A 15,781-nucleotide genomic window follows, 5' to 3' on the forward strand; every position below is an offset into this window, starting at 1 on the left:
GCCTTTATTGGCCGACAGTTTTTGTTATTCTTCGAGAGTCGCCACTGGACAAAATAGCTATTGGCCGCCATTTTACAGAATCCCGTATCAATGCGCATCGCAGTGCAGCATTTTTTTAACTTACAGTAGTCTTACATTTCACTCATGGCCACTTCTTCCGAACGTAATACGCTCAGTGCACGCACTGTCTTTTTTGTTTCTGATGGAACAGGTATCACTGCAGAAACTTTCGGCCATTCAGTGCTGACGCAGTTTGACTTGCGCTTCAAACAGATACGTTTGCCGTTCATCGACACGCTCGACAAGGCGCATGATGCACTGCGCAAAATCAATGATGCCTTTGCCATCGATGGTCAACGGCCAATTGTTTTTTCTACTTTAGTAAAAGCAGATCTATCGAATGTGGTGCGGCTATCCAAAGGCATGCACATGGATCTGATTCAAACCTTCGTCGAGCCGCTTGAACAAGAACTGGGAGTCAAATCCACACATACGATAGGCCGCAGTCATACCGGCACTGATTCGGAAGAGTATAAAAATCGTATCGAAGCGATCAACTTTTCGCTGGCGCACGATGACGGCCAATCGAACAAGAATTTATCGGGAGCAGATGTAATTTTGGTCGGCGTATCACGCTCAGGTAAAACACCAACCAGTTTATTCCTGGCGATGCAATACGGCATCAAGGCGGCGAACTATCCATTGATCCCTGATGATTTTGAAAGAGAGAAATTGCCTAGCGGATTAGCGCCATACAAGAGCAAGATGTTTGGACTCTCGATTGCGCCAGATCGATTGGCAGAAATCCGCAATGAACGTTTACCAGGCAGCAAATATGCTGCATTGGAAAACTGTCGCTACGAAGTCAATGAAGCAGAAAAAATGATGCGCCGCGAAGGCATACGCTGGATGTCATCGACGACTAAATCTATCGAAGAAATTGCGGCGACGATATTGCAGGAAATTAAATCCGAGCAACGACCTTATTAAAAAAACTAGCGTGAAATTTTAGTTTGAAGTTTGTTGCCGCACTTGCTCGAAAAAACATACTGCCGAGCTTGCTGCAACGTTCAGCGATTCAATCGCGCCTAGATGAGGAATCGTGGCTTGATGCGTGGACAAGGCCAACAAATGTTCCGCGACGCCCTGCCCTTCATGCCCAAACAGCCAAGCTACCGACTGCTTCAGATCCAGATCGTAGATACGTTTTTCTGCATACGAACTAGTGGCGATGACGGGAATATCGGCGCGCTTGATCAAAGCTTCCAGATCGACATTTTCAAATATCTCTATCAAAAAATGCGCGCCCATTCCCGCGCGCAATACCTTGGGTGACCATGCGAACGTGGTACCTGGGCCGCAAAATACTTGCTTGATCCCAGCGGCGGCGGCGCTGCGTACGATGGAGCCGAAATTACCAGGATCCTGCACCTTATCCAGCAATACTGCGGATTGCGCCAAGCGCTGTGGCTCGACCTGTTCGGGCGTATCAACCACAAACAAAATATCAACGCCATGTTCAACCTGACTTAGTGCGTGGAACAAGGCATCAGGCAGCACGATACTTTGACTATCACCACACTCTTGCAGAATGACTTTCACTTCGCTATTGAGTAAAGCCGTTTCGCTGACGATGCAAACAGGTGGACTACCAATGTGCTGCAAATACGCTTCACACAGATGTACGCCGTCCAGCAGAGTGCGGCCCGCCTTGCGACGTGCCTGCGAACTGGTAGCGAGAAGTTTCCATTCTTTATAGAGTGGATTGTCACGCGATGAAATTGTTTTGAGCGTCATGATTAGCAGCAATGCATCTGGCGGTTTTTGTCGCGACTATTTGGTAATTAATATTTATTAAGCAAGGCGCGCACAGGCGCATACGACTTGCGATGCACAGGCGATACGCCATGTTCACGCAATCGCTCCATATGCAAAGCTGTTGGATAACCTTTGTGTTGATCGAAGGCGTAATGCGGGTATTCAATGTGAAGCAATCCTAATGCATGATCGCGCGCAGTTTTTGCCAAAATCGATGCAGCAGAAATCGCCGGCACTTTGTCGTCGCCTTTGATGATCGCCTCGCCACGCACTGTCATGACCGGGCAACGATTACCGTCGATCAGTGCCAATGTCGGGATTATATGCAGGCCCTCAATGGCACGACGCATTGCCAGCATGGTGGCTTGCAAAATGTTCAGAGTATCGATTTCTTCTTCAGAACATTGTGCAATCGACCAAGACAACGCATATGATTTGATCTCGATCGCCAATGCATCGCGCTTTGCCTCTGTGAGTTTCTTCGAGTCGCGCAAACCAGCAATTGGACGCAGCGGATCAAGAATCACCGCAGCAGCAAACACAGGGCCTGCCAATGGACCGCGACCCGCTTCATCGACGCCGCACATGACATCCTCATCCAGGCTAGTGAATAGCGAAAGATTGGTGTCGATTCTTTTTACCATGGCTATGTATGTGCTTTATTAGTAAATGCGCATGCAATCAAGCACGGGGCGATTGTGCAATCAATTCCAGCACGGCGCGCGCGCTTTCTGCGGCAGTATCACGCAACAAAGTATGGTGCATTTCTGTGAAGCGGCGCTGCAGGTATTCACGATGTGTACCGTCCTGCAATTGCTTCCACAAGGCATCTGCCAACGCTTCAGGCGTTGCTGCATCCTGCAATAATTCTGGCACCAAAAACTCTTGCGCAAGAATATTCGGCAAGCCTATCCACGGCTGATAACCCATATGACGCAACACATGCCAGGAAGCCCGCATCATTTTGTAAGCGATGACCATCGGCTTTTTGAACAGAGCGACTTCGAGCGATGCGGTACCCGACGCAACCAAGACTGCATCAGCGGCCGCCAGCGCACGATGCGATTGACCGTCTATGACTTTAATAGGTACATCCTGCAAACCGGCTTGTGCAATTAACTCATTGAAATAACGATGCTGCGCATCACCGGCCATCGGTGCGACAAACTGCAAGGTGGGATCGCGTTGCAGTAATAGTTTTGCTGCAGCGACAAAGGCGACGGCATTGTACTTGAGCTCCGACATGCGACTGCCCGGCAAGATAGATACAACAGGTGCGGTCGCTGACAAGCCCAAAGCGACACGTGCACCGGCTTGATCCGGCACCATCGGAATGACTTGCGCCAGCGGATGGCCAACATAGGTCGCTGGAATACCCGCCTTGCGATAAATTTCTTCCTCGAATGGGAAGATGACCAGCATGTGCGATACGGCGCGCGCGATCTTCTTGATACGTCCGCCACGCCATGCCCAGATCGATGGGCCTATGAAATGCATGGTTGGAATACCGGCACTTTTCAATTCCGCCTCTAATCCCAGATTGAAATCAGGCGCATCCACACCTATAAAAACGGATGGCCTCTCAAGCAATAGCTGATCGCGCAATGCGATTTGTATTCCCTTGATTTCACGGTAATGCGCGAGCACTTCGAACAAGCCGCGCACCGACAACTTCTCCATAGGGAAATCGCTGATGAAACCGTGTTCAGCCATATGCGATCCGCCTATGCCGTGCATTAATGCATCCGGCAATTGAGGGCGTAAACCAGACAGCAAGCGCCCAGCCAGCAAATCACCGGAAGTTTCACCGGCGACCATCGCAATCGAGGTCTTGCCTGCCAGGTCAGCGGATGATGCCACGAGGAGATGCTGCTATGAATTCACGCAGTTGCCGCAGATAAGCGGCTGCGTCGGGTGATTTTTTTTCTTCTTCGAGCAATGCGGCTTTGGCTTCTTCCAGCGGCAAGCCAGAACGATAGATCGTTTTATAGCCGCGTTTGATGGCCATGATCTGTTCGCTGCTAAAGCCGCGACGCTTCAAGCCTTCGCTATTGATACCGGCCGGCACGGCGCGATTCCCGGCTGCAGTAACGAAAGGTGGAATGTCCTGGCTAACAGCTGCAGTAAAAGCCGTCATCGCATGTTCGCCGATGCGGCAGAATTGATGGACCGAGGTAAAGCCACCAAGAAAGACCCAGTCTTCCAGATGCACGTGACCAGCCAGCGTCGCGTTATTCGCAAGAATGATGTTGCTACCTAACTGGCAGTCATGCGCGATATGCACGTATGCCATGATCCAGTTATCGTTGCCCAGACGCGTGATATTTGCATCCTGCGTCGTGCCGAGATTAATCGTGACAAATTCACGTATCGTATTGCGATCACCGATAGACAATTGCGTAGGCTCGCCCGCATATTTCTTGTCTTGTGGTGCAGCACCAATCGAAGCGAACTGAAATATCGTGTTGTCGGTACCTATCGTCGTATGTCCTTCGACGACAACATGCGGACCAATTTTTGTACGTGCACCAATTTTTACGTTGGGACCAATCACCGAATACGCGCCAACCTCAACCGACGCATCGAGTTGCGCTTGTGGATCAATGATCGCGGTTGGATGAATCAAGCTCATTACTGCCCCGCAGCTGGACTTGGTTCGTTGATAGTGCGCATCGTGCACATCAGCTCTGCTTCAAGCGCCAGTTGGCCGTCTACAGAACCGGTCGCTTTATATTTCCAGATGCCACGCGCGTTACGCAGGATTTCGACTTCCATTTTCAACTGATCGCCAGGTTCAACCGGACGCTTGAAACGCGCACCATCGATACCGATGAAATACACCACGCTATTGTCATCCGGCTTTTGACCCATCGTCAGAAACGACAACAAGGCGGCGGTTTGCGCCAGCGCTTCGATCATCAACACCCCAGGCATCACCGGTTTATGCGGGAAATGTCCGTTAAAGAATTCTTCATTGGCAGTAACGTTTTTGATTGCGGTAATCGACTTGCCGGATTCCCAGGTCAATACGCGATCAACTAGCAGCATCGGATAGCGATGCGGCAAATATTGTTTGATCTGATTGATATCCAGCGTTTTTGACACTGGTTTTACTTCAGCATTAATTTCAGCTTTTATGTCGTTACTCATGTGGTTCTTCACTCTCGTTGTCGCCCAGCGACTTAATTGTTTTTTCCAAGGTCCGAATTTTCTCACGCATCGCCGGCAAATTGCGCACGATGACGGCTGATTTTTCCCAGTCAGCATTTTTTGCCAATGGGTAAAACCCCGTGTACTGCCCCTTTTCATGAATCGAGCGCGACACCATGCTGCCCGACGAAATATGTACATTATCAGCGATAGTCAGATGGCCTAATACCATCGCTGCACCGCCAAATGTGCAATGCTTGCCGATAATCGCACTGCCCGCCACGCCGACGCAGCCAGCCATCGCGGTATGCGCCCCGATATGGCAATTGTGGCCTATCTGGATTTGATTATCGAGCTTGACGCCGTCGTCAATCACGGTATCAGCCAAGGCGCCTCTATCAATCGACGTATTCGCACCAATTTCTACGTCATCGCCGATTTTCACAGCACCGGTTTGTGGGATCTTGATCCAGACTCCACCTTCATTGGCAAAGCCGAAACCATCGGCACCAATCACTGCGCCGGAATGAATAATTCCGCGTTTGCCAATTTTGCAACCTGCCAGAAACGTAACACGTGGATGAAAACGCGTCCCGCTGCCAACCCGAGCATCCGCTCCGATAAAACTGCCCGCGCCAATCACGCAATCATCTTCGACTATGGCTCCAGCTTCGATGGTTACGTGCGATCCTACAGAGGCGCTGGCAGCAACTTGCGCTTGCGAATCAACAGCAGCAGTAGGATGTATGCCCGTCGGTGCTGCGCGCGCAGTCAGCGCTGCAAAGAACTGCGCTGCGTGTGCGAAATAGGCGTACGGATTGCTAACGACAATACGAGCACCAGAATATGTTGCGTCGACAACTTCATCGTCAGCAGCAGACAAAATCAAAGCAGCCGCACGTGTTTGTGCAGCTTGCGTTCGGAACTTGGGATTGGAAAGAAACGTGATGTGCGATGCATCGGCATCGCTTAACGGCGCAATGCCGACAACTTCAATGTCGGCATTACCTATCAACCGGCCCCCCAAGCGTTCGACTAATTCTCCCAGCCGAGTGCTCATCGTTGCCTTTATATTTTATTTGCTCAAAGCCTTGAGCACTTTGTCGGTGATGTCAATACGCGGGCTGATGTAAACAGCTTCTTGCAGCACGATATCGTATTTTTCCGCTTCAGCGATCTGCTTGATTACCTTGTTGGTACGATCGATAACATTCGCCATTTCTTCGTTACGACGTTGATTCAAATCTTCCTTGAATTCACGTTGCGTACGTTGAAAATCCTTGTCGACTTCAGCCAATTCACGCTGACGTTTTGCACGATCAGTATCGGACAATACAGCAGCGTCCTTATCAAGCTTGTCTGCCATGGCTTTCAAACGATTCGCCAAATCCTGCAATTCTTTTTGACGTTTTGAAAACTCTTGCTCGATCTTTACTTGCGCAGCTTTGTAAGGCGCAGCTTCACGGAAAATGCGTTCTGTACTGACTACGCCAATTTTCATTTCCTGCGCTTGCACACCAGAAACCAGGAATAATCCTGCGATAAATAATGTAAGGCCCTTGGAGGCCACTGATAGTTTAAATAAAGACTTCAAAATAATTCTCCGCATTTCAAATTTCGATTACTGAATTTCTATTATGCCTGAAGGCGATTAGAAACCTGTGCCTAGCTGGAACTGGAATGCCTGGGTTTTATCACGTTTAAGCGGGTCACTACTATCGTCCGCATTCAAAGGCTTGCCGAAACTCAACTTCAACGGTCCGATAGGCGAAATCCAGCTTAAACCTATACCTACGGATGTTTTCAAATCACCACCGATACTATCGGCATAAACATTACCTGCATCAAAGAAAGTAAACCAACGCAAGCTGCGATCCGTTCCTGATCCAGGGAACGGGAATTGCAACTCTGCATTAGCAATGATACGTGACGAACCACCTAATGGATCACCATTGGCGGCCTTAGGCCCTAGTGACGAACTTTCATAACCTCGCACCGAACCAATACCACCCGCGTAGAAGTTTTTGAAGATCGGATAGGTTTTTCCGCCCAGACCTTTACCGTAGTTAATTTCACCATTTAATGCCAAAGTAACATTACTAAACAACGGGCGGAACCATTGATGCTGATAGGTTGCACGATAATAAGTAGAGTCGCCCCCTGGTGAAATTTCAAAATTAGCACGTTGGAAACGGCCTTTAGTAGGCACCAGCGCGCTATCCCGGTTATCCCGCTGCCACGCCGCAGTTAACGGAATTGCGGTCGCTGAAGCATCATGCTGTCCTTGCGAAAAGGCACTCCGAGGATCTGTCGTGCTGTTAGCGACATTATTAATACTATCTACGTAACGCCTGTATGCATCCGGACTATCATTGTAATTCGTAACACCGGTGTAAGTTTCAACACTAGTCTGCTCAATACCTACACCAAAAAAGACACGATCATACTCAGAAAATGGCACACCGAATTTGACGTTCGCACCATTACTACGAATACGATAGTCACCCGTATTCACACTAGGAGGACGGGTTGTACGTGTAAATATCTCATAGCTACGACTAATACCGTCATCTGTGAAATATGGATTAGTGCTAGACAGCGCAATGGTGCGATTCAGTTTGCTGGTATTGACGTCAATACCGACAGTATTGCCGCTACCAAAAGCATTATTTTGATTAATCGATCCGCTTAATGAGAGTTTATCTGCACTGGAGAACCCCGCACCCAGCATGATGCTACCTGTTGGCTTCTCGGTTACCGCTAGATTGACATCAACTTGATCGGTCTTGCCAGGTACGTCTGGTGTTTCGACTGTCACTTCATTGAAATAGTCCAAACGGTCAACGCGATCGCGCGACATCTTGATTTTTTCACCGTCATACCAAGAATTCTCAAACTGGCGCAACTCACGACGAATCACTTCATCGCGTGTTTTAGTATTACCGGAAATATTGATGTTGCGAACATAGACGCGTTTGCCCGGATCGATCAATACTGTAAAAGCAACTTCTTTCTTTTCGCGATCAAGCTGCGGATTTGCGTTCACGTTAGCGAAAGCGTAACCAAAATTACCCAGACGTTCAGAAATATTTTTGGTACTTGCAGTCAGTTTTTCACCAGAATACACATCGCCTTTTTTCAATTGCAGCAGCGACTTCAATTCCTCTTCACGACCAAACATTTCACCTTCGAGTTTGATATCGGAAACAGTGTATTTCTCACCTTCTTTAATATTGACGGTGATGTAAATATCTTTTTTATCCGGCGAAATTGAAACCTGTGTCGACTCTATCTGCATCTCGATATAACCGCGATCCAGATAGAAGGATTTCATTTTTTCAATGTCGCCAGCCAGCTTCTGTTTCGAATATTGATCAGCCTTGGAATACCAAGTGAACCAGCCCGGTGTACTCAGGCTCATGTTCTTGATTAATTCTTTTTCAGTGAACGCTTTAGTACCAATGATGTTGATGTTCTTGATACGCGACACATCGCCTTCGTCCACTGCGAAAGTAATCGATACGCGGTTACGTTCGATCGGTGTCACTGTGGTTGTGATCACAACACTATACAAACCGCGTGACAGATATTGACGTTTCAATTCTTGTTCTGCGCGATCAACCAGCGCCTTGTCGAAAATACGCGATTCGCCGACGCCGATTTCTTTCAGCGCTTTGGTCAATTGTTCTTTATCGAATTCCTTAGTGCCGGTAAATTCAACGGAGGCAATCGCAGGACGTTCTTCAACGAAGACAACCAGCACGTCACCTTCAACTTCAATCCGTACGTCCTTGAAAAAACCGGTCGCGTACAAAGCCTTGATCGCGGTCGAACCTTTTTCATCCGTGAACGTTTCACCAACCCGTACCGGCAAATAGCTGAAAACCGTGCCCGCTTCGGTACGTTGAATACCTTCGACGCGGATATCTTTTACGGTGAATGGATCAGCCGCCTGCGTGTAGCCAGAGCACAAAGCCAAGGCAGCAACAGCGATAAGGTGACGAGGGAAAGTCGGTAAAGAGAAACGCTCTGAATATAATTTCATTGGCTATCGTAAATTAAGATACTAGTCAGACTTAGGGTCGTTAAGAGACTTACCTAGTTCAGGAGATCAGGCGGTTAATGTCATTAAAGACCGCCACCAACATCAAGGTCATCAATATTCCTATTCCCGCACGCTGCGCAATTGCACCAAAGCGTTCAGAGACAGGACGACCCGTCAAAACTTCCACAGCATAATACAGCAAATGCCCACCATCCAGCACTGGTATAGGCAATAGATTCATGACACCTAAACTGATACTGACGAAGGCAATAAAACTCAAGTAACTAATCAGACCGATACGGGCCGTCTGTCCTGCGTAATCAGCAATCGTGATCGGGCCCGTGACATTCTTCCAGGACACCTCGCCGACGATCATCTTGCCGACCATTTTCAAGGTCATCGCGCTGGTATCCCAGGTCTTTTGTACACCCTTGGCCAAGGCGGTAATTGGCCCGTGACTTGCCAACACCATTTCTGGTGCCATCGGCACTTCAACCTTGATGCGGCCGAAGACCTGGCCATCTTTGCTCGCCTCTTCCGGCGTAACGTTCAAGCTCAGTGGCTGACCATCGCGCAAAAGATCAATTTTCAAGTTCTTGCCAGGTGAAGCACGAACGGCTTCAACCAAGGCCATCCCATCCGGGATAACCACGCCATTCACTGCAGTCACCAGATCGCCAGTCTTCAAGCCCGCCAGCATAGCTGGGCCGTCTGGAACAACCTGACCCAGGATTGCTCGAGGACGCGCCAAGTCGATACCGAGCTTGACGAGGAAATCACCCTCCAGTTCTTCAGCCGAAATGCTGTCGACTGGAATGGTCAGCGTGTTGATTATTTTTTCAGATGGGGAATTAGGATTAGCGCGTTCAACATCCAGCTTGACTGGCTTGTTGTTAACGACGCCCTGCACTACCTGCCAGCGCAAATCGTTCCAAATTTGAATCGGCTCGCCATTCACGGCTGTCACCAGTTCGCCACCGCGCAGACCAGCTTTATACGCCACGGATTGTTCTGCGGGCGCACGTAATTTCGGCGCAGGCTCTGGAATGCCGTATACATACAAACCTGCGAACACGAGGATCGCAAGCAGGAAATTAGCGAGCGGGCCAGCGGCCACAATCGCAATACGACGCCATACAGATTGACGGGTGAATTCGCGCTTCAGATCGGCTGGCGAGACATGACTGAGATCGCCTTCGCGCGCATCCAGCATTTTGACGTAACCACCAAGTGGCAAAACTGAAATTGCCCATTCAGTTTGATCTGGACCGTAACGACGCGAAAAAATTACTTTTCCCATCCCAACGGAGAAACGCAACACTTTGACACCGCACCAACGCGCTACCAAATAGTGCCCCAGTTCGTGCACGATAATCAGCACGCCGAGAACAACTGCAAATGCGAGGATAGTTTGGAGAAAGTGCATGTTTATATAAAAGAATTCGCAACATCGCGCGCGCGCTGATCTTGCTCAAAAACTGATTCAATATCCGTTACGGGCCCCGAAGGCAAAGCGGCCATCACGCGAGCAATCAATTGATCGATCACCCGAAAACCAATGCGACCATCAAGGAATGCCTGCACCGCAATTTCATTCGCCGCATTCATGATCGCCGGTGCGGAACCGCCCGCTTGCAGTGCATCATACGCCAGTTTCAGACATGGAAATCGCACCAAGTCAGGCGTCTCAAAAGTAAGTTGAGCAATCTTGACCAAATCGATAGGCGCGACACCGGAAGCAATCCGCTCCGGATAAGCCATCGCATGTGCAATCGGCGTACGCATATCCGGATTACCCAGTTGCGCCAGCACCGAACCGTCGACATAAGAGACCATCGAATGCACCACACTTTGCGGGTGGATCACGACTTCAATCTGACTAGCCGGAACACCGAATAACCAATGGGCTTCTATGACTTCCAGCCCCTTGTTCATCATCGTGGCGGAATCCACCGAGATCTTGCGGCCCATCACCCATTTGGGATGCGCAATCGCTTCAGCGCAGGTGACCTGATTCAGGGTATTGATATCGCGATGCAGGAAAGGTCCGCCCGACGCCGTCAACAGAATTTTTTCTATCCCATGCTGCGATGGTGAGCGTTGATCTTGCGCATGATATGCCGCCGGCATACATTGAAAAATAGCATTGTGCTCGCTATCAATCGGCATCAAAGTCGCGCCACTGGCAGCGACCGCCTCCATCAATAATGGGCCAGACATCACCAGCGCTTCTTTATTCGCCAATAGCACTTTTTTACCGGCACGTGCTGCGGCCAGCGTTGGCGCAAGTCCAGCCGCACCAACAATCGCGGCCATGACACTATCGCATTCAGCCGCACTAGCGACCGCGCATAAAGCAGCTTCACCATATTCGACCTGAGTTTTCAGGCCTTGCTGACGCAAGATAAGTTGGAGTTTTTGAGCAGATTCGGCGCTACCGACAACTGCGATACTTGGTTGGAATTGTGCGCATTGCGCGGCCAACTCTTTGACACGATTGTGCGCCGTCAATGCATAGACACGATAACGATCAGGGTGACGTGCGATGACGTCGAGAGTCGATACGCCTATGGAACCAGTCGAACCGAGTATTGTGATGTGCTGCATTTTTTGCCGCATCTGCGCCTTACATCCAGTAGCCAACCAGCACTGCCAGCGGCAATGTCGGAATTAACGCATCCAGTCTATCGAGTACGCCGCCATGGCCGGGCAGCAGATTGCTGCTGTCCTTCATACCGGCGCGGCGCTTGAGTTGGGATTCGAACAGATCGCCGACTATGCTGGCGGCAACCATCAATAGCAATATCGTCAGGAAACCAGCCCAACCCCACTTGAGATAAAGCTGTACGGCAAAGGTATCGTTCAAGGCTGGCACAGTAAGCGTTGCTGCGCTAGCAAGCAAAACCAGAATACCGCCGCCAATCGCGCCTTCCCAGGATTTACCCGGAGAAATCGATGGCGCCAGTTTGCGTTTGCCAAAAGCTTTGCCACTGAAGTAAGCACCGATGTCAGCAATCCAGACCAGCGCCATGACCGAAAACATATACAGCGCCGATCGATTGTACAAACTGAGTATGGCAATGAATGCGCCAAGAACGGCGATACCAAAAATACCAGTCAGCAAGCGATTGCGGAAGCCATCCAGCGGCGGCAATCCAAATCCCAAGGATGGCACCAGACGCACGGCCCAGATCGCAACGCAGATCGCATACAAAAGCATGCTTTGTTTGAAGCTGGCGGTCACCACCAGATAGGTAAATGCTGCCGTCCACAACACAGCACCGAACACGGGGAATTTATTGCCGAACAGACGCAGACATTCCCATGCGGCAGCCGCAAAAAAGATGCCGGTGAATACCGCAAATACTTCAAATGAACCGGATGAAATCACCAGCAGCAACACTGCCAGCAAAATTAACGCAGTGATAATGCGGGTTTTCAGCATTTGGCCGCCGATGCTTGTTCAGTCAACTGGGCGCTGGTACGACCAAAACGCCGTTCGCGTTGCTGATAGGATGAAATTGCCTTCTCTAACTCAGCCGCGTCAAAATCGGGCCAGTAGGCATCAGTGAAATACAACTCGGTATAAGCAAGTTGCCACAACAGGAAATTGGAAATACGTTCTTCGCCACCAGTACGAATGAAGAGATCCGGCTCAGGCGCATAAGACAGCGACAGATATTGCGCCAGTTGCTCTTCAGTAAAATCAGTCGCACCTGGATTGGTCGCTACCATTTGATTTACTGCCTGCATGATGTCCCAACGACCGCCGTAGTTGGCGCAAATAGTCACCGTCAGCTTATCGTTGGCGGCAGTCTTGCGCTCTGCGCTGGCAATCATTTTTTGCAGTTTGTCGTCGAAGCGACTGAGGTCGCCGACAATTTTCAGGCGTATGCCGTTGGCGTGCATCTTCGCTACTTCGCGTTCCAGAGCGGTCACGAACAAACGCATCAGCAAGGACACTTCATCCTCGGGGCGACGCCAGTTTTCCGAGCTGAAAGCAAAAAAAGTCACGTACTCGACGCCCTGCATTGCGCAGGCTTCGACGATACCGCGTACCGCTTCTACACCTTTGACGTGGCCTGCTACGCGCGGCATGAAACGCTTGGTCGCCCAGCGTCCATTGCCATCCATGATGATGGCAATATGACGCGGCACCAGTGATACGTCCGGCACGACCTGGGTTGAGCTTGACGATGTCATGGATGGGCGGCCAGAAATGAAAAGAGTGACAAAAGAATCGAGGGCCGACTCAAACTGTCAGCACTTCTTTTTCTTTTTCGACGACCATTCTGTCGACTTCCAACACAAACTTGTCGGTCAGCTTTTGGATTTCGTCTTGCGCGCGACGTTCGTCATCTTCCGAGCAGGCTTTTTCTTTCAACAGCTTTTTCAGAGTTTCGTTGGCGTCGCGGCGAATATTGCGGATCGCGATTTTTGCATCTTCGGCTTCGCTCTTGACCAGCTTGACCATTTCCTTGCGGCGTTCTTCGGTCAACGGTGGTGTCGGTACACGGATCATTTCGCCCTGGGTTGATGGATTCAAACCGAGGTCAGCATCACGAATGGCTTTCTCAACAACAGCAACCATTTTCTTTTCGAAAGGTTGAACACCGATTGTGCGCGCATCGACCAGCGTCACGTTGGCAACCTGAGTCAAATTGGTTGGGTTACCGTAGTACTCGACCATGACGTGATCCAATATGCCGGTGTGAGCGCGGCCGGTACGTACTTTTGCCAAATCTGCGCGCAAAGTCTCGATCGACTTTTGCATTTTTTGATCAGCAGTCTTTTTTGCTTCTGCAACAGTCATTACTGCTCTCCTCTTTTGCTACGAGTTAAACGAAAATTGAATTCGCTGTATTCAATTTTACAAAATTCGATAAAACTTACTTGGTTTATACGTGCACCAATGTGCCTTCGTCTTCACCCATGATCACGCGTTTAAGCGCACCCGGTTTGACGATGGAGAATACTTTGATTGGTAATTTTTGATCGCGGCACAATGCAAACGCAGTCGCATCCATGACCTGCAAATGCTTGGAAATCGCTTCGTCAAAAGTGATGGTTGAATAACGTGTTGCATCCGGATCCTTGTTTGGATCTGCGCTGTACACGCCGTCGACTTTGGTCGCTTTCAAGACGATTTCTGCGCCGATTTCTGAGCCGCGCAAAGCAGCTGCGGTATCAGTGGTGAAAAATGGATTGCCGGTACCGGCTGCGAAGACAACGATCTTGCCTTCTTCCAGATACTGCAAAGCCTTGGGACGGACATATGGCTCGACAACTTGTTCGATCGCAATTGCCGACATCACACGAGCAGTGATACCCGCCTGACGCATCGCGTCAGCCAATGCCAGTGAGTTCATAACCGTAGCCAACATGCCCATGTAATCGGCGGTGGCGCGATCCATCCCTTGCGCACCAGGCGCAACGCCGCGGAAAATATTGCCGCCGCCAATCACGATCGCCAGCTCCACACCCAGTTTTGAGACTTCCGACACATCGGCCACCATACGTTCGATGGTCGCGCGATTGATACCGTACGGATCGTCTCCCATTAACGCTTCACCTGAAAGTTTGAGGAGAACGCGTTTGTAGGCTGGGCTTGTCATGGGCAGGATTCCTTGTTATCCGGTTTTACTGAGGCGACGGTTTTACTTCAGTTCTTACCAGATTCTGCTTCAGCATTGCCATATTGTGGATGACGATGCTGAAGCAAAATCTTAATTATTGGCACACATCAAAGCATACTTGATGGCGTTAAAAAAACGGGCCTTTCGGCCCGATTTTTTTAACTTACGCCTGTTTTGCTGCTGCGACCTGTGCTGCTACTTCTGCAGCAAAGTCGTCTTGTTTCTTCTCAATGCCTTCACCGACCACATACATCGTGAATGCTTTCACGGTGGATTTGGTGTCTTTCAACATTTGTTCGACAGTTTGCTTGTCGTTTTTAACAAATGTCTGGTTCAGCAAGGAAACTTCTTTCAGGTATTTCTGTACCGAACCTTCAACCATTTTGGTGACGATTTCAGCCGGCTTGCCTGATTCAGCGGCTTTCAGTTCTGCAACCGAACGCTCTTTAGCGATCAAATCAGCAGGAACATTGTCTGATGACAATGCAACTGGCTTCATCGCTGCGATGTGCATAGCCACATCTTTACCGACTTGTTCGTCTGCGCTGTCGAAATCAACCATCACGCCGATACGAGTACCGTGCAGGTAGGAAGCCAATTTGCCAGCTGTTTCAAAACGTTGAAAACGACGGATAGACATGTTTTCGCCGATACGACCGATCAACGCAGCGCGTTGTTCTTCAACTGTTTTGCCATCCAAAGGCAAGGCCGACAAGGCAGCCACGTCAGCTGGATTTTTTTCAGCGATCAATTTAGCGCAAGCATTTGCCAAGGCGAGGAATTCATCGTTCTTGGTAACGAAATCTGTTTCGCAGTTAACTTCAACCAACGCGCCGACGTTACCTGATACGAAAGCAGCAACAACGCCTTCAGCGGTTACGCGGGAAGCAGCTTTCGATGCTTTGCTACCGAGTTTAACGCGCAGCAGTTCTTCTGCTTTGACTGGATCGCCATCGGCTTCCGTCAATGCTTTTTTGCATTCCATCATAGGCGCATCAGTCAGAGCGCGCAGTTCACCAACCATAGCTGCAGTAATAACGGCCATTACAATCTCCTAACAATTCCTGACAGACAGACGTCGCTGTGACGCCCTCCATCTTATTACGTTCAAAATGTGCTCGAAAAAAAGGGG

At 49.7% G+C, this 15,781-nt stretch carries 16 protein-coding genes; 1 reads left to right on the plus strand and 15 read right to left on the minus strand.

Translation table 11 applies throughout. From position 1 onward, the window contains the following. Positions 1-144: 144 nt before the first annotated feature. Entirely contained in the window at positions 145-990 is an 846-nt protein-coding gene (locus tag Q7T66_RS02815) for a pyruvate, water dikinase regulatory protein (protein WP_304931774.1), read from the plus strand. 18 nt (positions 991-1,008) lie between these two features. Here the strand turns inward: Q7T66_RS02815 and Q7T66_RS02820 are convergent, their stop codons facing one another. The 15 genes from Q7T66_RS02820 to tsf all read right to left on the minus strand — a co-directional run bounded on the left by Q7T66_RS02820 (position 1,009) and on the right by tsf (position 15,694). Next, positions 1,009-1,797 (minus strand): RNA methyltransferase, encoded by a 789-nt coding sequence (locus tag Q7T66_RS02820; protein ID WP_304931775.1) that lies wholly within the window; start codon positions 1,795-1,797, stop codon positions 1,009-1,011. Between the two features lie 47 nt (positions 1,798-1,844). Then, entirely contained in the window at positions 1,845-2,462 is a 618-nt protein-coding gene (rnhB, locus tag Q7T66_RS02825; protein WP_304931776.1) for a ribonuclease HII, read from the minus strand. A 37-nt stretch (positions 2,463-2,499) separates the two neighbouring features. Beyond that, positions 2,500-3,636, minus strand: coding sequence for a lipid-A-disaccharide synthase (gene lpxB / locus Q7T66_RS02830; RefSeq protein ID WP_304932314.1), 1,137 nt, complete (start codon positions 3,634-3,636; stop codon positions 2,500-2,502). Positions 3,637-3,661: 25 nt separating this feature from the next. After that, a complete protein-coding gene (gene lpxA / locus Q7T66_RS02835) occupies positions 3,662-4,450 on the minus strand; it encodes an acyl-ACP--UDP-N-acetylglucosamine O-acyltransferase (RefSeq protein WP_304931777.1) in 789 nt (262 codons plus the stop codon). Further along, positions 4,450-4,968, minus strand: coding sequence for a 3-hydroxyacyl-ACP dehydratase FabZ (gene fabZ, locus Q7T66_RS02840; RefSeq protein WP_304931778.1), 519 nt, complete (start codon positions 4,966-4,968; stop codon positions 4,450-4,452). The genes lpxA and fabZ overlap by 1 nt, the downstream gene beginning before the upstream one ends. After that, positions 4,961-6,028, minus strand: a complete 1,068-nt coding sequence (gene lpxD, locus Q7T66_RS02845) for a UDP-3-O-(3-hydroxymyristoyl)glucosamine N-acyltransferase (protein WP_304931779.1) — start codon at positions 6,026-6,028, stop codon at positions 4,961-4,963. Before lpxD ends, fabZ begins: the two co-directional genes overlap by 8 nt. 15 nt (positions 6,029-6,043) lie before the next feature. Continuing rightward, on the minus strand, positions 6,044-6,577 hold the full coding sequence (locus Q7T66_RS02850) for an OmpH family outer membrane protein (RefSeq protein WP_370691601.1): 534 nt from the start codon (positions 6,575-6,577) through the stop codon (positions 6,044-6,046). Between the two features lie 42 nt (positions 6,578-6,619). Beyond that, on the minus strand, positions 6,620-9,013 hold the full coding sequence (bamA, locus tag Q7T66_RS02855; protein ID WP_304931780.1) for an outer membrane protein assembly factor BamA: 2,394 nt from the start codon (positions 9,011-9,013) through the stop codon (positions 6,620-6,622). A 58-nt stretch (positions 9,014-9,071) separates the two neighbouring features. Continuing rightward, complete coding sequence (gene rseP / locus Q7T66_RS02860; RefSeq protein ID WP_304931781.1) at positions 9,072-10,439, minus strand: RIP metalloprotease RseP; 1,368 nt, start codon at positions 10,437-10,439, stop codon at positions 9,072-9,074. Between the two features lie 2 nt (positions 10,440-10,441). Further along, positions 10,442-11,620 (minus strand): 1-deoxy-D-xylulose-5-phosphate reductoisomerase, encoded by a 1,179-nt coding sequence (ispC, locus tag Q7T66_RS02865; RefSeq protein WP_304931782.1) that lies wholly within the window; start codon positions 11,618-11,620, stop codon positions 10,442-10,444. A 19-nt stretch (positions 11,621-11,639) separates the two neighbouring features. After that, positions 11,640-12,458, minus strand: coding sequence for a phosphatidate cytidylyltransferase (locus tag Q7T66_RS02870; RefSeq protein ID WP_304931783.1), 819 nt, complete (start codon positions 12,456-12,458; stop codon positions 11,640-11,642). Beyond that, positions 12,452-13,216: a polyprenyl diphosphate synthase gene (gene uppS, locus Q7T66_RS02875; RefSeq protein WP_304931785.1), complete on the minus strand. Its 765-nt coding sequence runs from the start codon at positions 13,214-13,216 to the stop codon at positions 12,452-12,454. Before uppS ends, Q7T66_RS02870 begins: the two co-directional genes overlap by 7 nt. Before the next feature lie 49 nt (positions 13,217-13,265). Continuing rightward, positions 13,266-13,826, minus strand: a complete 561-nt coding sequence (frr, locus tag Q7T66_RS02880) for a ribosome recycling factor (RefSeq protein ID WP_304931786.1) — start codon at positions 13,824-13,826, stop codon at positions 13,266-13,268. A gap of 85 nt (positions 13,827-13,911) precedes the next feature. After that, complete coding sequence (gene pyrH / locus Q7T66_RS02885) at positions 13,912-14,628, minus strand: UMP kinase (RefSeq protein WP_304931787.1); 717 nt, start codon at positions 14,626-14,628, stop codon at positions 13,912-13,914. Between the two features lie 184 nt (positions 14,629-14,812). Beyond that, a complete protein-coding gene (tsf, locus tag Q7T66_RS02890) occupies positions 14,813-15,694 on the minus strand; it encodes a translation elongation factor Ts (RefSeq protein ID WP_304931788.1) in 882 nt (293 codons plus the stop codon). Between the last annotated feature and the right edge of the window lie 87 nt (positions 15,695-15,781).

The organism is Herminiimonas sp. (assembly GCF_030655415.1).